Source organism: Mucilaginibacter agri, assembly GCF_009928685.1.
In the GTDB taxonomy this organism is placed as follows: Bacteria; Bacteroidota; Bacteroidia; order Sphingobacteriales; family Sphingobacteriaceae; genus Mucilaginibacter; species Mucilaginibacter agri.
Map to the genome: position 1 here is coordinate 47,492 of NZ_WWEO01000036.1, position 21,573 is coordinate 69,064.

Sequence of the window (21,573 nt, forward strand, 5' to 3'; positions counted from 1 at the left end):
TTTTCTATTCAGCAATGCAAAGCAGGCCCTGCGGGCCTGCTTTTTTTAACAAAAAATTAACACTATACCAATTTGGTTTTCGGTATAAAAATTACTATGTTAGCATAATAAATTTTTACATCATGAGCCGGGAATTAAATGATTTTTCAGCACAGATTGATGAACAGTTCGACCTGTCTGACGTAGCCACCAATAGCTTCTGGGTTTTCTTTATAGCAATCTTCGCCTAGTTTACACTGCGGGCAACGGTTTTTACATTTAACGTTTTAAATAATTGGGTTAACTTTGCAGCCTGATGAATAAGACTGCGAATTATAAACTGGTAGAAAGCGTTAGTGTAATTGATATTGCCGAAGAGGGTAAAGGCGTTGGCAAAGCCGATGACCTGGTGCTTTTTATTGAGAAAGCCGTACCCGGCGATGTTGTTGATGTAGAAATTTACCGTAAAAAGAAAAACTTCGGTGAGGCCCGCATCAAGACAATCGTAACCCCTTCCGAATACCGCACCACTCCTTTCTGCGAGCACTTTGGTACATGTGGCGGCTGCAAATGGCAACACATGACCTACCCTGCTCAACTGCAGTTTAAACAAAAAACAGTCGCCGATGCGCTTGGCCGTTTAGCCAAGCTGGATGTTAGCGACATTATGCCCATTGTAGGCTCGCCAGAAGACAAATACTATCGTAACAAGTTAGAATATACCTTCTCAGACAAACGCTGGCTTAACGAGGGCGAGAACCGTGATAACGAAACCTTGGATATGAATGCCCTTGGTTTCCACATTCCCGGCAGGTTTGATAAGATATTGGATATTAACCATTGCTATTTACAGGCCGATCCATCGAACGAGTTGCGCCTTAGCCTGCGCGATTTTGCCAAGCAAAACAACATCAGTTTTTATAACCTCAAGAACCACGAAGGCGCATTGCGTAACCTGGTGATCCGCACCTCGTCAACCGGTGAGTTGATGGTTATTGTGATATTTGCCTATCCAAGCGAGGAGCAGGTTAAATTGGTAATGGATTTCGTGGAGCAGGGTTTCCCGGAGATTACTTCGTTATTATATATCATCAACCAAAAGAAGAATGATACGTTCTTCGATCAGGAAGTGATCAGTTGGAAAGGTCCGCAGTATATTCACGAGGGAATGGACGAGATCAGGTTCCGTATAGGGCCTAAATCTTTTTACCAGACCAATGCCATCCAGGCCAAAAAACTATATGAGATAACCCGCGATTTTGCAGGTTTTACCGGCAGCGAACTGGTTTACGATTTATACACCGGCGCAGGCACCATTGCCAACTTTGTGGCCAAACATGTAAACAAAGTAGTTGGGGTTGAATATGTGCCTTCGGCTATTGAAGATGCCAAGATCAATTCGCAGATCAACAACATCACCAATACCGACTTTTATGCGGGTGATATGAAGGATGTGCTGAATGCTGAATTTGTGCAAACCCACGGCAAACCAGATGTTATCATTACCGACCCACCACGCGCAGGTATGCACGCCGATGTAGTTGCCCGCCTGATGGAGATCGAAGCCGAGAAAATTGTATACGTAAGCTGTAACCCTGCCACACAGGCACGGGATATGCTGATATTGAAAGAAAAATATGACACCATTAAAATTCAACCGGTGGATATGTTTCCGCATACCCAGCACGTGGAGAATGTGATGTTGTTGCAGTTAAGGAAATAGAAGAATAGGACCGTTTTGTCATCCAGAGCGACAGCGAAGGACCTTCTTCGCCCTGTGCAGCTGCTGTTCATAATGAAGAAGATTCTTCACTAACGCTCAGAACGACAAATATTGGTTTTAGAAATAAAAACATTTGATCAAATGGATCCGGAAGAATTATTAAACGAGGGCGCTCAGCCGAAAAAGGAAAGCCCACTTAAAAGCCTTGAGGTTGACCTGAAACTATTCAGCGAATCGATGCGCGAGGTTGCGGTAGAGATTATGGTAGAAGGACTTTCGCTATATCCCATATTTGTAGCGCACCAGCACGAAGTTAAACTTGGTGAGGAAATTCTGAACAAAGTAGACCTGAATACCGAATGGAGCATAAACGCATCAACACTCGAAGAATTTGTTGAACGCGGTGTAATAAAAAAAGAACTAAAGCAACGTTTTATCGATAACTACAAAAACCCCGACGACTTTATGTGCATTTTCGTAATTGTACCTGAGGGGGCTAATTTTGTATTTTTTCCATATTCAAAAGAATAATAGTAGTTTCGGTTATCCATAAAGATATGTCAGAAAAAAGACTGCAAATACTTGATCCAAAGCAAATACAACAGAAAATAGATCGTATTGCTTATCAGATACTCGAAGACAATTTTGAGGAACAAGAGATCGTTATTGCGGGTATTTTACCGCAGGGCTCTAACATTGCTATCAGGCTTAAAGCCATACTGGATACCATTGCCCCGTTTAAAAGCAAGCTCATTAACATTGAGCTGCAAAAACATATCAGCAACCTTAACTTCAAACTGGATACCCCAATTGAAGAATGTACCAACAAAGTAGTGATACTGGTTGACGACGTAATGAACAGCGGCAAAACGCTGGCTTACGGTTTCGGTGTGTTTTTAGATGTGCCGCTTAAAAAACTGCGCACCGTGGTATTGGTAGATCGCAACCACAAAAGCTTCCCGGTTACTACAGATTATTCAGGCATTGCGTTATCGACGCTATTGAACGAGCACGTTGATGTACAGCTAACCGAAAGCGGCGAGAACGATGCGGTTTGGTTGGGATAGTCCTGTTAAAATATTCTTACTCTTACTGGTAAGTGGCGGCATATCATCTTGTAATACGCCTGATACCAATCAAATTAACAAGGTTTTTCAGCCGGTGTACAATGGCAAAGCCGTGAAGGGGAAATTCCATTATGGACCGTACAATCATTTTTGCCCTTGGGGTTATTTCTTACACGACGATTCGACATTTACATTCGAAGGAAATTGCGAAGGGCGAGCTGAATCGAGTTTAGGAAACTGGCATCTTACAAAGGACAGCATTGAGGTAAGTTCTTTTGAAAAGAGCCCGACCAATATAGCTTTTCACGTTTATTGTAGTAAGTACAACAACAAAGCCGAGACAACCTTCATTATCCTGGATAAAGGGCATAAACCAATTGAAAACTTTTTAATAGAACCATTCAATAATCAACCTGGATACACCTATAAAAACGAATACGGGTTTTTATTAAACTCAGACGCTGATTTTACCCGTGATGAATTTGAAAAATTTCATACAGATAGTTCAGGCATTTTAAAAATCAAAAAGGGAATTTCAGATAGCTTAGATTTCGCTAAGTTAAATTTATTAGCAGGTAAAAATTTCAGAATAAGAAATCATAATCTACCCGACACTATTAAACTAACAATCAATATGGATGGCCGTCCGTTTTACTATGATGCATTAAAATATGAGGATGGCAAAAGCACATTTAAGTTTAGATATGCTAATGGCAAAATGGTCTTTTAACTACTAGCCAAAATCTCTTCCAACTTTTCAGCGGTAAGGCTTAGGCCGTCTGCAATAATACCAGCTTTAAGATAGTGTGTTTCGCGTTCGGCGAGTTTGTCGGCTATAAAGGCAACTAAGTCATCACCGTGCTTGCCGTGCAGTAGCGGGCGCTCTTCCTTACCATGTTCTAAACGGTTAGCGAGGGCTTTGGGTGGCATCTGGATATAGATCACCTTACCATTGGCATTCATCCAATCCATGTGGTCGAAATAGCAAGGCAGGCCACCGCCTGTAGAGATAATAGTCTGCTCTGAAAAATCTGTGTATTTTAAAATGTTCGACTCTTCTTTGCGGAAGGCTTCTTCGCCATGGCTAACAAAATAATTAGCGATTGTTGTGCCTTCTTTTTGCTCGAAAAGCTCATCGAGATCCACAAACTTATAGCCCAGTCTGGCCGCTAACCTTCGGCCAAGGGTTGATTTACCGCAACCCATAAAACCAACTAAAAAGATCTTCATTGCTGGCGTAAATAAGTTTTAACAACGTCGTCGTACTTGGGCAGACTGTGGTAGTGCCATTTGGCAACTACGGTTCCGCCCTTCATCAATAACACACCGGGATTAGATCTTACTATGGTTTTCAACGGAACGCCATCGGCATAATAGATCTCTGATATCAAGTGATGTTTCTTAGCGAAAGCTGTTGCATCAGCAGGTGAGTTTGAAGTTACCAATACCGTGCGAATATTATAATTATCGGTAAGGTTAGCGGCTAATGCATTGATACGGCCAATGGCCTGCTCGTCGGTATGGCCTAAATCATAAGCTACAATGATGAGATTATAGAACGGGTTAGACAGTAACTCCTGCGTATAATTAGTACCCGAAGCATCCTGTATAGCCAGGTCGCGTATTTTGGGTTCGAAACCTTTTTTAACTAGGCGAGATTGGGGTTCACCCACCACTTCCCAGTTGCTATCTTTCCAGATACCCGATTTCATATATTCCTTATCGGTCATTACCTTGGTGGCGTTGTTTGTTTTATTTTTAAGCTGATAAGTGATCTCAAATTCATCGGGCATTGCACCCGGAGGCGTTTTCATTTCATCGGGCAGGTTAGCTCCTACCTTATAAGGCAGAAAATCTATCACCGGTAAAAAGTTATAAGTATATAAACCGAAGCCAAATGAAAACACAACTGCACCCAAAAACAGGCTGTTACCCACTGATGGACTAAATAATGGCATAATAGTGCGGCGTTTCATAAATATCACCAGCACCAAGGCCAGTAATACCATGTCTTTACTAAACGACTGCCAGGGCGTAAGCGGAATGGCATCGCCAAAGCAACCACATGTTTGTACCACTTTAAAAAAGGCCGAGTAAAAGGTTAAAAAGCCGAAAAAGATAATCAGCAATAATAATCCCCAGGCAACCTTAACGGCATGTGTGCCGATTAACAGCGCAAAACCCAGCAGCATTTCTATAGCACATAACGTGATAGCAATAGTTAAAGCCAACGGGTTTAAAAACATCATGTGAAATACCTCGAAGTATTCCTGCAATTTATAGCTGAACCCAAGCGGGTCGTTAGCTTTAATCAGTCCCGAAAATATAAAGAGTAAACCAACGGCTATGCGGCAAAACCATACTAATGCCTTCATTTTACATCCAGTTTAATGAGTGCAAAAACAGCATAATTCAGCATATCCTGGTAGTTAGCTGCCACCCCTTCAGAGGCTACGGTCTGGCCTTTGTTATCTTCTATTTGCTTTACACGCAATATCTTCATCAATATCAAATCTGTTAACGAGCTGATGCGCATATCACGCCATGCTTCGCCGTAATCATGGTTTTTGGCAAACATGAGGTTCTTAGTGTCCAGTACCTTAGCATCAAACATTCGTTCTACGTGCTCGGGTACAAGCTCTGTGGGTGTTTCGTTACCGCACTCTAATTGCATCAGGGCTATAACGCAGTAATTAACAATACCAATATATTCGCCCAAAATATCATCGCCCACTTTAGATACCTTTTTTTCTTCGAGCGTACGGATACGCTGCGCTTTAATAAATATCTGGTCGGTTATTGATGATGGTCTTAAAATACGCCATGCAGTGCCATAATCGCGGGTTTTTTTCATAAAAAGGCCCTTACATACATTAATAACTGCGTCGTACTCTGCTGCTGTATTACTCAAAATGGTAGTGTTAAAAAATTAAGTTTTAATGATTGATGCGATTGCAGGATGATTAGCTCCATATTGCCTTTTAGGAAAAAGTGTCGCATGCATGATCTTAATGCTATCTCAAATATTGGTTTAACTTTGCAATATCTAGTAACAAGCATCCAAAATCATCGTGGCTAAAGATACATATTTTCAGAAAAAGACAACCCTGAATGCTAAGGGAACACTGATTGATCTGAGTACCCCAAAGGTAATGGGCATCATCAACCTCACGCCCGATTCTTTCTACAGCCAAAGCCGTAAGCCCCAAGTCACTGACGCTCTGCAACAAGCCGAAAAGATGTTGGCCGATGGTGCTGCTTTTTTAGATCTTGGTGCCTACTCGTCGCGCCCCGGCGCTGTGGATATTTCTGCTCAAGAGGAGATAGACCGCCTTTTACCTGCGGTTGAAGCCATTGCACAAGCATTCCCAGAAGCCATAATGTCGATAGATACCTTTCGGGCATCGGTTGCCGATGCTGCCGTTAAAGGTGGGGCGCATATTATAAACGATATTTCTGGCGGACAACTCGATGAACAAATGTTTGAAACCGCGGCCCGCTTGCAGGTACCCTACATTCTGATGCACATGCGCGGTACCCCCACAACTATGACGCAGCTGACGGATTACAACGATATTTTCACAGATGTTTTTGACTACCTGCAACAAAAATACGCCGAACTGAAACGATTAGGCGTACACGATGTAGTCCTGGACCCCGGTTTCGGCTTCGCCAAAAAAACAGAACAAAGTTACGAGCTGCTTAACCGCATGCAGGATTTTGATATGCTGGGTTTACCGGTATTGGTCGGCGTATCGCGCAAGCGGATGATTTACCACTTAACGGGCGGTGAAGCTGCCAACGCGCTTAACGGCACTACTGTTATAAACACCATTGCTTTAACAAAGGGCGCAAATATTTTGCGGGTACATGATGTAAAGGAAGCCGTTGAGGCCGTTAATATTTATCAAATGTTGAAATAGAACGCATCTACCTACCAGTTCTTGGTCATTAAGTTAATTATATCGATAGCGTTACGCCTGTCCCAATAAGGCGAGCAATATTTATTATAGTATTCGGGCGCGTAGTAATATAATAAGCGCGATTTATCTTTCCTGATGATCCAGATAGAATAGCCCGCGGCATTATCAATACCTATTGGAAATTTATGATGCTTTCCGTTAACTACGGTGTCTACCTCCGTGCAGGTGGGATATACCTCGTCGTCATCAATGGCGAATAAATTATTAGTAACCAGTCTGGAAATCAGCGTATCACTCTCCGCTTTATATTTATCAGGAACTGGTACAGGTGGATCATATTTGGCAAGGCTCCCCTCCTTGTTGTGAAAGTTCATTTTTTGCCACTTCCCATTCTTGCAGACTAATAAATGGTAGTCAGAATCGTATTTCCAGTTGTAATGGGTACGCAGCGCAATAATCATATCAAAATCTTTGACATGGTTGCGCAACACCGTATCCATGTGGCTGGTGTACCTTAAATTACTAACGAAATCAGGGATAACTATTTGTGAAAAAACAGTACAGCTGCATAATGAAAATATCAAAAGCAGTAATATTCTTTTCATGGCCCTGAAAATACGCATTAAGGCCCAAATTACCAAGATAAGGCAGTCCGGTGTTAGTTAAGGTATTGAAGGATGCTCTCCACGTACTCGCGGTTGTTGGCTAAACGAGGCACTTTGTGCTGCCCGCCAAGCTTGCCTTTCTGCTTCATCCATTTAAAAAAGGTACCGCAGGGAGCCACATGCACTACCGGGCGATGCAATGCCATATCCTTAAAACGCTTGGCGTCATAGTCGGAATTGAGTTTGCGCAGGGTCTCGTCGAGCAGGTCTACAAACCTGTCGAACTCGGCCGGCTTTTTTTCAAACTCAATGATCCATTCGTGCCCGCCGGCTTTTTTATCAGAAAAATAAACCGGACCAGCGGTATAATCCTGTATTACGGCACCGGTTTGGCGACAGGCCTCTTCAATGGCGCGGTCGGCATTATCTACAATTACTTCTTCGCCAAAGGCATTAATATAGTGTTTGGTACGCCCGGTTATCTGTATCCGGAATGGTGCTAATGACGTGAACCTAATGGTATCGCCTATCATATAACGCCATAAACCAGCATTGGTGCTGATGATAAGGGCGTAGTTTTTCCCTATTTCCACCTCATCAAGCGTAAGTGTTTCGGGGTGTTCATCACCAAGATGTTCTATCGGCAAAAATTCGTACACAATCCCGTAATCCAGCATCAGCAGCATTTCGCCCGGCTCTTCCAGATCCTGAATCCCGAAGAAACCTTCCGTTGCATTGTAGGTTTCGAGGTAATACATATCATCGCTCGGAATCAGCTTTTTAAACTGCTCGCGGTAAGGCGTAAAGTTTACCGCACCATGGAAATATAGCTCCAGATTAGGCCAAACTTCCAATAGGTTATCCTTGCCGGTAATTTCGAGGATACGTTTAAAGAGCAGGATGTTCCAGGTAGGCACACCGCTAATGCCGGTCATGTTGGCATCTTTAGTGGCGTAGGCCATCTTCTCTATCTTCTCCTCAAAGTTCTCCAGCAGGGCAATATCCAGGTGTGGAGTACGATAGAACTGCGCCCACAGAGGTAAATTCTTCATAATTACCGCCGATAGGTCGCCGAAAAAGGTATCTGCATTGAGCTGGCTCACCTGGTGGCTGCCGCCCAGCGTTAAAATTTTGCCGGTAAAAAGTTTCGAATCGGGGCGATTGTTAAAGTACATGGTCAACATGTCTTTACCGCCCTTAAAGTGGCACTCTTCCAAGGCTTCCTCGCTTACCGGGATAAACTTGCTCCTGTCATTGGTTGTGCCCGATGATTTTGCGAACCACTTGATTTCTGACGGCCATAACACGTTCTGCTCGCCTTTCAGCATGCGGTCTATGTAGGGTTTCAGGCTGTCGTAGTTTTGCAGGGGCACCCGCTGTTTAAACTCGTTGAGGTTGCTGATGCTTTTGTAGTGATGCTTTTTACCCCACTCGGTGTTCTCTGCACCCGATATTAATTTCTCAAACCACTCCTCTTGTACTTCGTTGGGGTACTTCATAAAAAGCTCTATCTGGTGCATGCGTTTCTTCATGAGCCAGGTAGCAACGGAGTTAATGAGGGTCATAGATAATGGTTAGTTAGTATGGTATTATAAAAAGGTTTTGCGTTTTAAAACAAAGTTTGCTCCGAGATATACTTTACGTACCATCTCATTAGCAGCCAATACCTCAGGCACGCCCGACTCGAGAATTTTACCCTCGAACAACAGGTAAGCCCTATCGGTAATAGATAGCGTTTCCTGTACGTTGTGGTCGGTAATCAGGATGCCAATGTTACGGTGCCTTAGTTTAGCCACCATCGACTGGATCTCTTCTACTGCGATGGGGTCAACCCCTGCAAAAGGCTCATCCAGCAGGATAAAGTTTGGCTCGGCAGCCAGCGCACGGGCAATTTCCGTACGGCGGCGTTCACCTCCCGAAAGCAGGTCGCCACGGTTACGGCGCACTTTGTGAAGGCTAAACTCGTCTATCAGTTCTTCCAGTTTTTCCTGCTGACGAACTTTGTCCAGGTCGCCCATTTCCAACACGGCCTTAATGTTATCCTCTACCGAAAGCTTACGAAAAACCGAAGCCTCTTGCGCCAGGTAACCGATGCCCTTTTGGGCGCGGCGGTACATTGGGTCGCCGGTAATGTCTTTTTCTTCTAAATAGATCTTGCCTTCGTTGGGTTTTATCAACCCCACGATCATATAAAACGAAGTGGTTTTACCGGCACCGTTAGGGCCAAGCAAACCAACAATTTCGCCTTGCGCAACATCAAACGATACGTCGTTTACAACGGTACGCTGTTTATATTTCTTTACCAGGTGCTCGGCACGTAATATCATATCTTAATTTTATCCTAACCGAAAAAAGCCCGGCAGGTTTTTTATAATTGGTCGCTTAATCTAATTCCTTTGATGTTCAACTGGATAGACCGCCTATCGCGCCAAACATTTTCTTCTATCGTATAACAAATATCAAACGGAAGCCCGCGCTTTAACTCGGGCAGCCAAAGTGCCTGCCCAAAGGCAATGCAATCAAATATAGCCGAACCTTGCTGCATTACGCACATTTTTAAATGGTCCATACCAACAAGCGAAGGCTGGTTGTGCAGATTTACCCCACGCGATAAAAACACAGGCGTCATATTCTCCGGGCCAAATGGGCCGTACTGGCTTAGCACCCGGAAGAATTTGCTGTCGATCTGATCCAAGGTTATCTCGGCATCTATCCTGATTTCCTGTATTAACATTTCGGGGGTAATGGTGGCGTTAACCACCTCCTCAAAGCGATCCATAAAGGCGGGCACGTTCTCCGGCGGCATGGTTAAACCTGCCGCGTATTTGTGGCCGCCGTATTGGGTTAACAAGTCACTACAGCCACTCAGTGCCTCGTACAGGTCAAAGCCCAATACCGAGCGTGCTGAACCTGCTACATGCCCGTTAGAACGCGTAAGCACCACCGTAGGGCGATAATATTTTTCAGTCAGTCGCGATGCTACGATACCGATGACACCCTTGTGCCAGGTTTCATTGAAGACCACGGTCGATTTACGGTTAATCAGCACCTCATCCTGCTTAATGATACTCAGCGCTTCATCGGTTATCGACAGATCGTGCCCCTTACGTTCGGTGTTCTGAATGTTGATGAGGGCACCTTTCTCGCGTGCAGCTTCCATCGATGTAGCAATTAAAAGCTCTACCGCATGCTTGGCATCATCAATCCTGCCCGCTGCATTGATGCGCGGACCGAGTAGAAATACCACATCAGAAATATTCACGCGCTCTTTTTTACCCGCCACTTCCATTAATACCTTAACGCCGGTACAAGGGTTGGTATTTAACTGCTGCAAACCGTAATGTGCCAGCGTGCGGTTCTCGCCGGTAATATGTACAATATCGCAGGCTATGCTAATGGCTACCAGATCGAGATAGCAGCTTATTTCTTCGAAAGGGATGCCGTTTTTTTCGGCATAGGCCTGTATCAGTTTAAAACCGATCCCACAGCCCGAAAGTTCTTTATAGGGGTAATCGCAATCGCTTCTTTTCGGATCGAGTACTGCCACAGCTTCGGGTAACTGATCGCCGGGTAAGTGGTGATCGCAGATAATAAAATCAACACCTAGACTATTTGCGTGTGCTATTTTATCAACCGATTTAATACCGCAGTCCAAAGCAACAATAAGGTCAAACCCATTGGCCGCTGCATAGTCAATCCCTTGGGTTGATATGCCGTACCCTTCGGTGTAGCGGTTGGGGATATAGTATTCGATGTTATCGGTAAACTTTTTAAAGAAACTGTACACAATTGAGACTGCAGTAGTACCATCTACGTCGTAATCACCGTAGATCATTATTTTTTCACCCTTGTCAATGGCTTTTTCTATCCGGTTGATAGCTTTTTCCATGTCGGCCATCAGGAAAGGATCGTGCAGGTGGCGGATATCCGGGCGGAAAAAGAACCTCGCTTCTTCAAAATCGGCAATACCACGTTGCAGTAGCAGCGCACTCAGTACCGGATCGATGTTTAGTTCGGAAGCCAGCTTTTCTACATTTCCCTGATCTGGCATCTCGCGCACCGACCACCGTTTTTGCATATCTTTGTGTGTTTAAACCGTAAATATAATTATCCGGTTAATTTAACAAACAAAGGTAAGGTCAAAAAAGCACATATAATATAACATGGAAGTTTTTGCGTTAGGAGAAGGTTCGTATTCGGTTGATGCCACTAAAAAGTTTATCCCTTTTGACCCCACAAAGGATGATGCAAAATCGAGACCAGGATCTATTTTTATCCATGTAAACCCCTTTTTAATTAAAACTGATAAGGATTTGATGGTGCTCGACACGGGCCTGGGCATGAAAGCTGACGATGGCGAATTAGTTATCCACAAAAACATCCGCAAGCATGGGTTCGACCCGGAAGATGTAACCAAGGTAATGATGTCGCACCTGCACTACGACCATGCCAGTGGCTTAGTGTTTGAAGAGAACGGCCGCCTGCATCCCAGCTTTCCGCAGGCCCAACATGTGATACAACGCAGCGAGTGGGAAACGGCGTTCTCCGGTAAATCATACTCTTATCGCGCTGAAGTGTTTGAATCACTGCAGCGTTCGGCCGATATAACTTTCCTGGAAGGCTCAGGCGAATTTATGCCGGGCATTAAATATGAGCTTTCTGGTGGCCATTGTCCCTTTCACCAGGTTTTTTGGTTTGATATCGAGGGCAAAAAGATCTTTTTCGGCGGCGACGAATTACCTGAGCCAGAACAACTACTACGCAAGTTTATAGCCAAGTACGATTTTGATGGCCGCAAGGCTATGGAGCTACGCGACATTTACGGACACAAAGCCGCAGCCGAAGGCTGGACCTGCCTGTTTTATCACGCCAAAACAATGCCTATTGGCAATGTGAGGTTGTTGGAGCACGATGCGTTTAGTGTAACACCTGCTGTTTAGTCTTAGCTAAAGAGAAGTTATTCTTCCCTCCCTCGGGAGGGTTGGGAGGGGTTTCTGTTATTGCTTAGCATACGCAAAACCCCTCCCTGCCACCACACTGGCAGCCGCCTCCTCCAATGAGGAACGTTAAAAGGCTGGTCTATAGTTATTTCTACTCAAAGATAATACAAGAAAATATCCACACTATCTAAAATTCCCATCCACAAAATCGCGGGTATAGATCTTGATCATGTCCCTAACTCTACGAAATTGTTCCATTACCTGTTCTTCACTTCCAAAGGATTTGGCTGGGTCGGGGAAGTTGTAGTGTAATTTCGTTGCGTTTGATGGAAAATAGGGGCAATTTTCTTTAGCGTTATCACACACGGTAATTACAAAATCGAAGTTGACATCTGCATACTCATCGATGTTATTAGAGGTATGGCCCGATATATCAATACCGTCCCTCTTCATAATTTCGATAGCTTTGGGGTTTACACCGTGTGTTTCTATTCCAGCGCTGTAAATCTCCGCTCTATCGCCCGCAAATTCTCTCAGATAACCTTCAGCAATCTGGCTTCTGCAGCTGTTGCCGGTACATAGTACCAATACTTTTTTCATTCCTTCTATTTAAACTAATAACCAAATAAGGTTGATGATGCAAAACTTGGCATCCCAGCCAAAAATCAGCTGCAATACCAACACGGATGCCGTAATTACAATGGCCTTTTTATATCTTTTGAGTTTAAGTAACATTAGCAACAGCCTGATCCCGGTGTACAAGACGCCCCACTTTGAGCCAGATTTTTAAGCTGAATCTTGGGTTTACCCGCTGCAGCTGGCGTACAGCATTCTTCACCATTATCATCAGTGCCACAACTGCCACCTCTGGCAATAGCTTTACATTGAGTAAAGTCCGGGTTGAGATCAACGATTAGGTTCTCGCCCTCAACCAATATTGCACCCGGATACATTTGGCGGGTATCAAATTGCGAATTACCAAATTCGATCTTAACCGTTGCCAGTGGGTTTAATGGCAGGGCCTTTTCAACCAATTCGACAATGGAAAGCGCCTTGCTAACCTGCATGGCGCGGTTGCCTTCGCTTTCTTTAGGTTCCCATAATTGCACAATAATTTCGGTCCAGCTATTCATTTTACCGCCACAGTCTACCGACGTAATGGGCGCTTGTTTAATCTCTGTAATGTGATAAGATGCATCAACCCAGGTATTGGCCGTATATTGAAATTGCAGTATAAGGTTGGGATGTTGTAATAACGTATCCTTAAATGATTGCCAGTTCATCAGTTCTGTGTATTTCATAACATTTATATCTATTGTAATATTACGATTGATTTGATCAAATTTTTTTAACAGCAGCCCGTGCTACCTTTATAAGCAGCAAAGAAATTGCCTAGTTGTGCTTGAAGCAAGCTCCATGTTTTCGGCTCTATGCAATAGCACACCTTAACTCCCTCTATAGTACCCTGAATAATACCTGCGTTCTTCAATTCTTTTAAGTGTTGAGATATGGTTGCCTGTGCCAGGCCCAGTTCATCTACCAGGTCGCCGCAGATGCAGGCGTTGGCTGCAATAATGTGTTGCAAAATTGCAATACGGGCTGGGTGTGCAATTGCTTTAAGCAATAAGGCCAGCCTGTTTTGCTCTTCAGAGAATATTTCTGTTTTGGTGATGCCCATATCCATCGCAATATTACGATTAAAAAAATCACAATCAAAAAAAGACCCGATAATTTTATCAGGCCCTTTATATTTTAAACAAAATTGTTGTTGCTTTTATTGCTTAAGCGTGGTTCTCTACGCCAAATAATTCGCGAATCTTATCAATGTTAAGTGGTTTCGATATAAAATCTTTTACCAGTGAGTAAGATTTAGCTTTGTTAATATCGTTACTGAAAACAGACGATGAGATGATGAAGATTTTAGATTTTCCGGTAGGGTCTATGTTCAACCTTTTGTACTCGTCCAAAAACTCCCAACCGTTCATCAGGGGCATATTTATGTCCAAAAGGATATAATCGGGCAGATTTTCCGGGCCGTTAGCCTGCATCTTCAGCAGTTCGTCAATCGCAAACCTGCCATTAAGACAAGCTTTGATCTCACTGCTGACCAGGGCTTTTTTGATGAGCTTAATCGAGATGAAGTTGTTAATTTCATCATCATCAACAAGCAAAATACTAACGGAGCGGGAATTATTAGTCATATAAATGCTTATACGCAGTCACAAATAAAAGGTTTTATTCTCAAATGTGATAAATAAAAAACCCGGAACAAACTTTTATTCCGGGTTTTTTATCAATTGGCTACTTATTAGCGAATTATTTTTGCGCTACAAGCGTAATGTCTAGTATAAAGTTGTCTTCGATCGCTTTATCACCAATGCTTTCGAAGAAGCTTTTCGAACCGTATTTAACATTGTATTTTGCACGGTCAACAGCTACACCTTTAGCAACTGCAGTTAAAGTGTTACCGTTTACAGAATAGTTAACCGGGAAAGTAATTGCGTTGGTTGTGCCTTTAATAGTAAGGTTACCAGTTACGTTTGCAACACCGTTACCAGCAGGGGTAATTTTAGTAGCTACGAATTGTGCAGTTGGATATTTATCTACACCGAAGAAATCATCTGATTTTAAGTGACCAACTAATTTTGCATTATAATCAGCATCAGTTAAGTCGGTATTAGCGATTGATTTCATATCGATAGTAAAAGTACCGCTAACTGGAGCTTTACCATTGGTTACTACGTTACCACCAGATACTTTGATAGTACCTTTGTGCTCGCCACCGATTTTTTTACCAGTCCACTCAATGTTGCTTTTTTGAGCGTCTACTTTATAAGTAGTTTCATTTTTGTTGGTTGTAAAAGCAAACAGACTAACTACTGCTAAGGCTGCTGCGATTGATTTAAGTGCTTTCATTTTATTTCGTTTCAAATTTGTAGAACAAAGGTAACGTAAAAAATACATGTTGCAACACGTATTTAATATTTTTGCTTTATGCTGACAAATCGTTGTATCTTGTTTAATGAGAAGATAATACCAATGATGAAGAAAGTACTGGTACTACTGGCGCTAAACTGCAGCCTGGGTTTGGCCTACGCGCAAATAAAAACACCGGCGCAATTATACGGTAATTTGTTTGAGGAAGTGCAGATGCAGAAAATATATCCCGACGGCAAAACCTTCCCCGACGCTACGCCTCGCCGTGATCCCGAACAGATAGTAAAGGAATACGAAGCATTAAAGAATAAGCCCGATTTTAACCTGGCCGATTTTGTGCATCAAAACTTTAATGCACCCGTTGGCAGCAGCATTATTTTTAAAACGGATATTAAAGAAGGTATACGCAAGCATATTGACACCCTTTGGAATGTTTTGCTGCGTGTGGCCGACACCACCAAGGGTACATCGCTTATACCACTGCCCCACCCTTATATTGTACCTGGTGGCCGTTTCAGGGAAGTTTATTACTGGGACTCGTACTTTACCATGCTTGGGTTGGAGGAAAGCCATAGGTACACGGTTATAGAAAACATCATTAAAAACTTCGCTTACCTCATAGATACTTATGGCCATATTCCTAACGGTAACCGTACCTATTATCTCAGCCGTTCGCAGCCGCCATTTTTCTCACTGATGGTAGAATTACTCGCTAAAACAAAAGGACCGCAAACGCTGGTTACCTATCAGTCCGAGTTGGTTAAAGAATATAGGTACTGGATGAATGGTAGTGATACCCTAAAACCTGGCAATGCTTTTGAGCATGTGGTGCGCCTGGGCGATGGAACCTTGCTTAACCGTTATTACGATGCCAGCGACAAACCACGCGAAGAATCTTACCGGGAGGATGTGCTCGAGGCTAAAAAGAGCCAGCAAAAGCCTGAGGAGTTTTACCGCAACATCAGGGCCGCGGCCGAGTCGGGCTGGGATTTTAGCAGCCGCTGGTTGGCAGATGGCGAACACTTGTACACCATACAAACCACTAATATTGCCCCGATAGATCTGAACTCGCTGCTGTATCACCTCGAAACTGTGATCGCAAAATCGTACCAGATCAAGGGAGATAAAAAGACAGCCTCATTATACTTGGCTAAAGCTTTTAAACGCAAGGCCGCCATTAACAAATACTGCTGGAACGCTACCGAAGGTTGTTTTGCCGACTATAATTGGAAACTGAAAACCCAGTCGCCGCAGATTAGTATTGCCACGGCATATCCACTATTTTTTATGCTTGCCGATATGCCGCAGGCAAAAAAGGTAGCTGCTATAGTGAAAGGCAATTTTTTGCAGCCCGGAGGTGTAGCTACTACCCAATTAAAAACCGGCCAGCAATGGGACAGACCAAATGGCTGGGCACCGCTGCAATATATTGCTATTACAGGGCTCCACAATTACCACCTCGACAGCCTGGCCAAATTAATTGCCTTGCGCTGGGTTAAAATAAACAACGATGCCTTTGAGCAAACCGGCAAGCTAATGGAAAAATATAATACCGAAAACAATGCAGCAAAAGCCGGAGGCGGCGAATATCCTTTACAGGATGGTTTCGGCTGGACTAACGGGGTATTGCTAAAGCTGATGAATACGTATAAGATCAAATCTAACGAGAAGGTGTTGGAATCGACGCTGTAAAAAAAAAGATCAATTCGTCATGCTGAACTTGTTTCAGCACCCCACTTGCTAAGCATATGCGATAAATTGGCTACCTGTACTATGGGTTCCCGAAACAAGTTCGGGATGACGGGTTAAGATAATAAGTGCCCTGTCGCAACTTTAGCGTAAGCGTAACTTGCGACTGATGTTATGTAAGCCTTAAATTAAATTTGAATGAAGTTAAAAACTATTGATGCATCATCGTTAACACCAGCCGAAATGCAGGCCTATTTGCACTATGCCGTAGCACCCCGGCCAATATGCTTTGCATCCACTATTGACAAAAACGGCCTGGTTAATTTAAGTCCCTTTAGCTTCTTTAATGTATTTAGTATCAATCCGCCGATATGCGTTTTTTCGCCTACCAGCAGGGCGCGCGATAACACCACTAAACACACGCTCGAAAACGTTTTGGAAGTACCTGAGTGCGTAATTAATATTGTGAACTACGACATGGTGCAACAGACTTATTTAAGTAGTATGGATTACCCGAAAGGCGTAAATGAATTTTCGAAAGCAGGGTTTACGGAATTGGCTTCGGAAACGGTAAAGCCACCGAGGGTAGCAGAATCAACCATTCAATTGGAATGTGTGGTGGTTGACGTGATATCGTTAGGAAAAACCGGGGGAGCGGGCAATTTAGTTATTGCCGAGGTGAAACGGCTTCATATCAATGAAGCTATTTTGGATAATAACGGCAAAATAGACCCACATAAAATAGACCTGGTGGCGCGTTTAGGCGGCGATTGGTATTGTAGGGTAACCGGCGATAATTTATTTAAAATAGCCAAACCAGCAGGTAGTGCCGGAATAGCTATTGGCTTTGATGCTTTTCCTGAGGAGGTTAAAAACTCCAAAATATTAACCGGGAACAACCTGGGATTATTGGGCCTTATTGATACGCTACCATCTGACGAGGACGTAAAAACTTTTAGTGAAACCGATGAAATGAAAGACCTGGTTAATAATTCTATAGGCGACACCCGCACCCTACAGCTGCATTTAAAAGCCAAACAATTGCTAGAGGACGGTCGGGTAACGGATGCCTGGAAAGTGTTATTGATGTAATCTATTTAAGCCTTAGGCAGATGTTGAAATTAAACTTATTCCTTACGCTTAAGTGGAAACGTAAGCGAGGATGCTTACCCAGGAAGATAATTCAAGCGTGGACGCTTGAATTTACGTTTTTCCATCCCCTTCACCCGCAAGTTTAAGCGTCCACGCTTAAACTCAATTTAGTACGAGCGTCCAAGCTCGAGTAGTACCCTGAGTGCGGGTTCTGAAATCTGTGTGGTGCAGCCAAGAAATAAAAAAAGACTTTAAAGTAAGTAAAAGTGGTGCATCTTAGCCAAGATCGATTTTTAAGTAATAACATAACACACTACATACCAATACAATACACTTTAAATATCAACAAAATGACTTTTAAGTAGGAACACAGTGGTGCATGTGGAACTTTGCACCATGCACCACTCCAATAATGTGAATTTGTCTTGAACCAGAATTTTCAGAATTCGGGAATTGACAGGATTATTTGTCTTACGCTGTGTCATTCCTATAATTCTTAAATCTTATAAATTCCGGTTTAAGACCATAAAAAAAGCCGGAATGCTAAACGCATTCCGGCAATTCTTAAATTCTGGTTCGAGAAATTCTATTCTCAGGTACCGAACTCAGGTGTAGTTACTTCACTTTCTTCAAACTCATAGTCCGTTAACGGAGGGCATGAGCAGATTAAGGTTCTGTCACCATAAGTATCGTTCACACGACCAACTGACGGCCAGAATTTGTATTGCGCCACATAAGGCAGCGGAAAGGCTGCTTTTTGGCGGGTGTATGGATGATCCCACTCGTTTGCTGTAATTACGGCTGCGGTGTGAGGTGCATTTTTTAATGGGTTATCAGTTTTGTCGGCGATACCTTTTTCTACGCTGTCAATTTCGTAACGGATGGCAATCATGGCATCACAGAAACGGTCAAGCTCGTGCTTAGGCTCCGATTCGGTTGGCTCAACCATTACCGTACCCGCAACCGGGAATGATACAGTTGGCGCGTGGAAACCGTAGTCCATTAAACGTTTAGCGATATCTGTAACCTCAATGCCAAAGTTTTTAAATGAACGGCAATCTAAAATCATTTCGTGTGCACAACGGCCGTTTGTACCAACGTACAACACAGGATAGTGTGCCTCCAGGCGCGATTTGATATAGTTAGCGTTCAGGATAGCGTATTTGGTTGCATTAGTTAAACCATCGCCGCCCATCATAGCTATATAAGCATGAGAGATGATCAGGATAGAAGCAGAACCCCAAGGCGCTGCAGAAACAGCAGGGATTGATTTGCCTTTATCGATATCTACCACCGCGTGACCTGGTAAGTAAGGCACTAAGTGAGCCGCTACACCAATTGGGCCCATGCCAGGGCCACCACCACCGTGAGGGATACAGAAGGTTTTGTGCAAGTTAAGGTGACAAACGTCGGCACCTATATTGGCAGGACTAGTTAAACCAACCTGTGCATTCATATTGGCACCATCCATATAAACCTGTCCACCGTTAGCGTGGATAATTTCGCAGATCTCGATGATAGATTCTTCGAACACACCGTGAGTTGATGGGTACGTTACCATCAGGCACGATAGTTCGTTTTTATATTGCTCCGCGCGGGCTTTCAAGTCGGCCACGTCGATGTTACCTAACTCGTCGCACTTTACAACCACTATCTTCATACCAGCCATAGCTGCCGAAGCCGGGTTAGTACCATGTGCCGATGACGGGATCAGCGCGATGTTACGGTGGCTGTCGCCTCTATCATTATGATAAGCCCGGATCACCATTAAACCAGCGTACTCGCCTTGTGCGCCTGCATTTGGCTGTAAGCTCATGGCTGCAAAGCCAGTGATTTCGCTTAACCAATCATTTAGTTCGCTAAAGATCTGCATGTAACCACCCACCTGATCGGTTGGTGCAAACGGGTGCATTTTGCTAAACTCTGCCCAGGTAACCGGCACCATTTCGGTAGTTGCGTTTAGTTTCATGGTACATGAACCTAAGGCAATCATCGAGTGGCAAAGTGAAAGATCTTTTGCCTCAAGAGATTTAATATAACGCAGCATTTCATGTTCTGAATGATGCGAGTTGAAGATGGCGTGAGTTAAGATCTCGCCTGTACGTTGTAATTCTGCCGGGATAACGGTTTCGATGCTGCCTTTAAGCTCGTCGAAAGTTACATCGTTAATGGTTTTGCCTTTAACCTTGGCAAAGAAACGAACGATGGTTTCGATATCCTGTACGTTGGTGGTTTCATCTAACGAGATATTAACTACCGAACCATTATAGTGCAGATTCATTTCGTTGTTTAGCGCTTCGCCATGCAGCGGGCCAACTAAATCGCCAACATCAAATTTAAGGGTATCGAAGTAAGCTTCGTTTAATTGCTCGTAACCTAGTTGTTTAAGCGACTCAGCCAATAAAACACTTAGTCCGTGAATACGCTCTGCAATTAATTTAATGCCTTGTGGGCCATGATATACGGCATACATACCAGCCATAATAGCCAATAAAGCCTGTGCGGTACAAATATTTGAGGTTGCTTTATCGCGGCGGATGTGCTGCTCGCGGGTTTGCAAAGCCATACGCAATGCATAGTCGCCCGCGCTATCTATGGTTACACCGATAATACGGCCGGGGATAGAGCGTTTGTATTCTTCTTTAGTAGCAAAAAACGCAGCGTGTGGGCCACCAAAGCCCATCGGTACGCCAAAGCGTTGCGAAGTACCAACCACAATGTCGGCACCCCACTGGCCCGGAGGGGTTAGCAGCACCAGACTCATTAAGTCGGCTACTACAGTTAGTTTTATGTTTTTCTGGTGAAGCGCGTTAGCGAAATCAGTGTAGTTGTAAACGCTACCATCGCCTGCAGGATATTGCACAATAGCGCCGAACATCTGGTCGGTTAACTCAACCGTACGGTGATCGCCAATTTGTAATTGGATACCATAAGGCTCAGAACGTGTTTTTAAAATATCGATAGTTTGCGGAAACACATCTTCAGAAACGAAGAAGATATTGGCTGCTGAATTTTTACGCAAAGTATATTGCATAAACATGGCTTCGGCTGCTGCAGTACCTTCATCCAGTAAAGATGCATTGGCAATTTCCATCCCGGTTAAATCAATAACCATGGTTTGGAAGTTTAACAAAGCCTGTAAACGGCCTTGTGCAATCTCTGCCTGGTAAGGTGTATATTGAGTATACCATCCCGGATTTTCGAGAATGTTGCGTTGAATAACACCCGGCACAATTACATCATAATAACCCTGACCGATGTAAGATTTGAACACCTTGTTTTTTGAAGCTGTTTGCTTTAAAGTATTCAGGTAATCAAACTCACTTTTGGCTGCTGGCAGGTTAAGTGGTTTCTTTAACCTGATCTTTGCTGGCACAGTTTGCTCAATCAGTTGGTCTAATGAATCGGCCTTTACAGTTTTCAGCATTTTAGCTGTATCTGCTTCGTTAGGCGCAATGTGTCTGGCTTGAAATTTTTCCTGATAATTGATATTGATACTCATGTACGGAACCCCTCACGTTTTAATGGCGCAAAGGTAAGGTTTTAACACCTGAGTAACAATTCGTAAAGCAATACTTACAATAGAATTAACATTGCAAATGCCGGCACAAAAACGAC

The 21,573-nt window shown here is 43.5% G+C and carries 21 protein-coding genes; 8 read left to right on the top strand and 13 right to left on the bottom strand.

The annotated features are described in order from the left end of the window. The first annotated feature begins 295 nt into the window (after positions 1 to 295). The 4 genes from rlmD (at position 296) to GSY63_RS02395 (ending at position 3,499) form a co-directional block, all read left to right on the top strand. A complete protein-coding gene (gene rlmD / locus GSY63_RS02380; protein ID WP_166584221.1) occupies positions 296 to 1,702 on the top strand; it encodes a 23S rRNA (uracil(1939)-C(5))-methyltransferase RlmD in 1,407 nt (468 codons plus the stop codon). A gap of 141 nt (positions 1,703 to 1,843) precedes the next feature. After that, a complete protein-coding gene (locus tag GSY63_RS02385) occupies positions 1,844 to 2,233 on the top strand; it encodes a hypothetical protein (protein WP_166584222.1) in 390 nt (129 codons plus the stop codon). Positions 2,234 to 2,259: 26 nt separating this feature from the next. Next, the gene (locus tag GSY63_RS02390) at positions 2,260 to 2,769 is read left to right on the top strand and encodes a phosphoribosyltransferase family protein (protein WP_166584223.1); all 510 of its coding nucleotides are present in this window, start codon (positions 2,260 to 2,262) and stop codon (positions 2,767 to 2,769) included. A 112-nt stretch (positions 2,770 to 2,881) separates the two neighbouring features. Beyond that, entirely contained in the window at positions 2,882 to 3,499 is a 618-nt protein-coding gene (locus GSY63_RS02395) for a hypothetical protein (RefSeq protein WP_166584224.1), read from the top strand. On the opposite strand, the gene GSY63_RS02400 is transcribed toward GSY63_RS02395, so the two are convergent. The 3 genes from GSY63_RS02400 to GSY63_RS02410 are packed head-to-tail and all read right to left on the bottom strand — an operon-like array spanning position 3,496 to position 5,683. Further along, positions 3,496 to 3,999, bottom strand: coding sequence for a shikimate kinase (locus GSY63_RS02400; RefSeq protein ID WP_166584225.1), 504 nt, complete (start codon positions 3,997 to 3,999; stop codon positions 3,496 to 3,498). The two genes, GSY63_RS02395 and GSY63_RS02400, sit on opposite strands and share 4 nt — an antisense overlap. Beyond that, positions 3,996 to 5,144, bottom strand: coding sequence for a BT_3928 family protein (locus tag GSY63_RS02405; protein WP_166584226.1), 1,149 nt, complete (start codon positions 5,142 to 5,144; stop codon positions 3,996 to 3,998). The genes GSY63_RS02400 and GSY63_RS02405 overlap by 4 nt, the downstream gene beginning before the upstream one ends. After that, positions 5,141 to 5,683, bottom strand: coding sequence for a DUF1599 domain-containing protein (locus tag GSY63_RS02410; RefSeq protein WP_166584274.1), 543 nt, complete (start codon positions 5,681 to 5,683; stop codon positions 5,141 to 5,143). Before GSY63_RS02410 ends, GSY63_RS02405 begins: the two co-directional genes overlap by 4 nt. A gap of 157 nt (positions 5,684 to 5,840) precedes the next feature. Between GSY63_RS02410 and folP the strand changes: the two genes are divergently transcribed. Then, on the top strand, positions 5,841 to 6,692 hold the full coding sequence (gene folP, locus GSY63_RS02415; protein WP_317168529.1) for a dihydropteroate synthase: 852 nt from the start codon (positions 5,841 to 5,843) through the stop codon (positions 6,690 to 6,692). A gap of 11 nt (positions 6,693 to 6,703) precedes the next feature. Here the strand turns inward: folP and GSY63_RS02420 are convergent, their stop codons facing one another. From GSY63_RS02420 to recJ, 4 genes are read right to left on the bottom strand one after another with little or no spacing between them, the layout of a single operon-like run. Beyond that, complete coding sequence (locus tag GSY63_RS02420) at positions 6,704 to 7,297, bottom strand: hypothetical protein (protein WP_208094443.1); 594 nt, start codon at positions 7,295 to 7,297, stop codon at positions 6,704 to 6,706. A 53-nt stretch (positions 7,298 to 7,350) separates the two neighbouring features. Then, positions 7,351 to 8,862 (bottom strand): GH3 auxin-responsive promoter family protein, encoded by a 1,512-nt coding sequence (locus GSY63_RS02425; RefSeq protein ID WP_166584228.1) that lies wholly within the window; start codon positions 8,860 to 8,862, stop codon positions 7,351 to 7,353. A gap of 24 nt (positions 8,863 to 8,886) precedes the next feature. Further along, on the bottom strand, positions 8,887 to 9,624 hold the full coding sequence (lptB, locus tag GSY63_RS02430; protein WP_166584229.1) for an LPS export ABC transporter ATP-binding protein: 738 nt from the start codon (positions 9,622 to 9,624) through the stop codon (positions 8,887 to 8,889). A gap of 41 nt (positions 9,625 to 9,665) precedes the next feature. Continuing rightward, on the bottom strand, positions 9,666 to 11,375 hold the full coding sequence (recJ, locus tag GSY63_RS02435; RefSeq protein ID WP_166584230.1) for a single-stranded-DNA-specific exonuclease RecJ: 1,710 nt from the start codon (positions 11,373 to 11,375) through the stop codon (positions 9,666 to 9,668). Positions 11,376 to 11,460: 85 nt separating this feature from the next. Between recJ and GSY63_RS02440 the strand changes: the two genes are divergently transcribed. Next, complete coding sequence (locus GSY63_RS02440; RefSeq protein ID WP_166584231.1) at positions 11,461 to 12,237, top strand: MBL fold metallo-hydrolase; 777 nt, start codon at positions 11,461 to 11,463, stop codon at positions 12,235 to 12,237. A gap of 183 nt (positions 12,238 to 12,420) precedes the next feature. Here GSY63_RS02440 and GSY63_RS02445 read toward each other — a convergent pair whose 3' ends face one another. The 5 genes from GSY63_RS02445 to GSY63_RS02465 all read right to left on the bottom strand — a co-directional run bounded on the left by GSY63_RS02445 (position 12,421) and on the right by GSY63_RS02465 (position 15,153). Next, complete coding sequence (locus tag GSY63_RS02445) at positions 12,421 to 12,837, bottom strand: arsenate reductase ArsC (RefSeq protein ID WP_166584232.1); 417 nt, start codon at positions 12,835 to 12,837, stop codon at positions 12,421 to 12,423. Positions 12,838 to 12,971: 134 nt separating this feature from the next. Continuing rightward, positions 12,972 to 13,538 carry a DUF6428 family protein gene (locus GSY63_RS02450; RefSeq protein ID WP_166584233.1) on the bottom strand — a complete coding sequence of 189 codons (567 nt, stop codon included), beginning with the start codon at positions 13,536 to 13,538 and terminating at the stop codon, positions 12,972 to 12,974. Positions 13,539 to 13,585: 47 nt separating this feature from the next. Next, positions 13,586 to 13,915 carry an ArsR/SmtB family transcription factor gene (locus GSY63_RS02455; protein WP_166584234.1) on the bottom strand — a complete coding sequence of 110 codons (330 nt, stop codon included), beginning with the start codon at positions 13,913 to 13,915 and terminating at the stop codon, positions 13,586 to 13,588. Between the two features lie 103 nt (positions 13,916 to 14,018). Then, positions 14,019 to 14,438 (bottom strand): response regulator, encoded by a 420-nt coding sequence (locus GSY63_RS02460; RefSeq protein WP_166584235.1) that lies wholly within the window; start codon positions 14,436 to 14,438, stop codon positions 14,019 to 14,021. A 115-nt stretch (positions 14,439 to 14,553) separates the two neighbouring features. Then, positions 14,554 to 15,153: a YceI family protein gene (locus GSY63_RS02465; RefSeq protein WP_166584236.1), complete on the bottom strand. Its 600-nt coding sequence runs from the start codon at positions 15,151 to 15,153 to the stop codon at positions 14,554 to 14,556. Between the two features lie 123 nt (positions 15,154 to 15,276). On the opposite strand from GSY63_RS02465, the gene treF reads away from it, so the two are divergent. Next, complete coding sequence (gene treF, locus GSY63_RS02470) at positions 15,277 to 16,866, top strand: alpha,alpha-trehalase TreF (RefSeq protein ID WP_166584237.1); 1,590 nt, start codon at positions 15,277 to 15,279, stop codon at positions 16,864 to 16,866. A gap of 195 nt (positions 16,867 to 17,061) precedes the next feature. Then, a complete protein-coding gene (locus GSY63_RS02475) occupies positions 17,062 to 17,955 on the top strand; it encodes a flavin reductase family protein (RefSeq protein WP_166584238.1) in 894 nt (297 codons plus the stop codon). A gap of 592 nt (positions 17,956 to 18,547) precedes the next feature. Here the strand turns inward: GSY63_RS02475 and gcvP are convergent. Continuing rightward, complete coding sequence (gene gcvP / locus GSY63_RS02480; protein ID WP_166584239.1) at positions 18,548 to 21,457, bottom strand: aminomethyl-transferring glycine dehydrogenase; 2,910 nt, start codon at positions 21,455 to 21,457, stop codon at positions 18,548 to 18,550. Positions 21,458 to 21,573 lie beyond the last annotated feature (116 nt).

Bases quoted from the DNA above. Each gene is read 5' to 3' on its own strand.
- GSY63_RS02450 (WP_166584233.1), bottom strand. From the start codon at position 13,538: ATGAAATACACAGAACTGATGAACTGGCAATCATTTAAGGATACGTTA.
- GSY63_RS02385 (WP_166584222.1), top strand. From the start codon at position 1,844: ATGGATCCGGAAGAATTATTAAACGAGGGCGCTCAGCCGAAAAAGGAA.
- GSY63_RS02425 (WP_166584228.1), bottom strand. From the start codon at position 8,862: ATGACCCTCATTAACTCCGTTGCTACCTGGCTCATGAAGAAACGCATG.
- GSY63_RS02475 (WP_166584238.1), top strand. From the start codon at position 17,062: ATGAAGTTAAAAACTATTGATGCATCATCGTTAACACCAGCCGAAATG.
- rlmD (WP_166584221.1), top strand. From the start codon at position 296: ATGAATAAGACTGCGAATTATAAACTGGTAGAAAGCGTTAGTGTAATT.
- GSY63_RS02405 (WP_166584226.1), bottom strand. From the start codon at position 5,144: ATGAAGGCATTAGTATGGTTTTGCCGCATAGCCGTTGGTTTACTCTTT.
- GSY63_RS02390 (WP_166584223.1), top strand. From the start codon at position 2,260: ATGTCAGAAAAAAGACTGCAAATACTTGATCCAAAGCAAATACAACAG.
- GSY63_RS02455 (WP_166584234.1), bottom strand. From the start codon at position 13,915: ATGGGCATCACCAAAACAGAAATATTCTCTGAAGAGCAAAACAGGCTG.
- GSY63_RS02400 (WP_166584225.1), bottom strand. From the start codon at position 3,999: ATGAAGATCTTTTTAGTTGGTTTTATGGGTTGCGGTAAATCAACCCTT.
- GSY63_RS02420 (WP_208094443.1), bottom strand. From the start codon at position 7,297: ATGAAAAGAATATTACTGCTTTTGATATTTTCATTATGCAGCTGTACT.
- treF (WP_166584237.1), top strand. From the start codon at position 15,277: ATGATGAAGAAAGTACTGGTACTACTGGCGCTAAACTGCAGCCTGGGT.
- gcvP (WP_166584239.1), bottom strand. From the start codon at position 21,457: ATGAGTATCAATATCAATTATCAGGAAAAATTTCAAGCCAGACACATT.
- GSY63_RS02460 (WP_166584235.1), bottom strand. From the start codon at position 14,438: ATGACTAATAATTCCCGCTCCGTTAGTATTTTGCTTGTTGATGATGAT.
- recJ (WP_166584230.1), bottom strand. From the start codon at position 11,375: ATGCAAAAACGGTGGTCGGTGCGCGAGATGCCAGATCAGGGAAATGTA.
- GSY63_RS02465 (WP_166584236.1), bottom strand. From the start codon at position 15,153: ATGAAAGCACTTAAATCAATCGCAGCAGCCTTAGCAGTAGTTAGTCTG.
- GSY63_RS02445 (WP_166584232.1), bottom strand. From the start codon at position 12,837: ATGAAAAAAGTATTGGTACTATGTACCGGCAACAGCTGCAGAAGCCAG.
- GSY63_RS02440 (WP_166584231.1), top strand. From the start codon at position 11,461: ATGGAAGTTTTTGCGTTAGGAGAAGGTTCGTATTCGGTTGATGCCACT.
- lptB (WP_166584229.1), bottom strand. From the start codon at position 9,624: ATGATATTACGTGCCGAGCACCTGGTAAAGAAATATAAACAGCGTACC.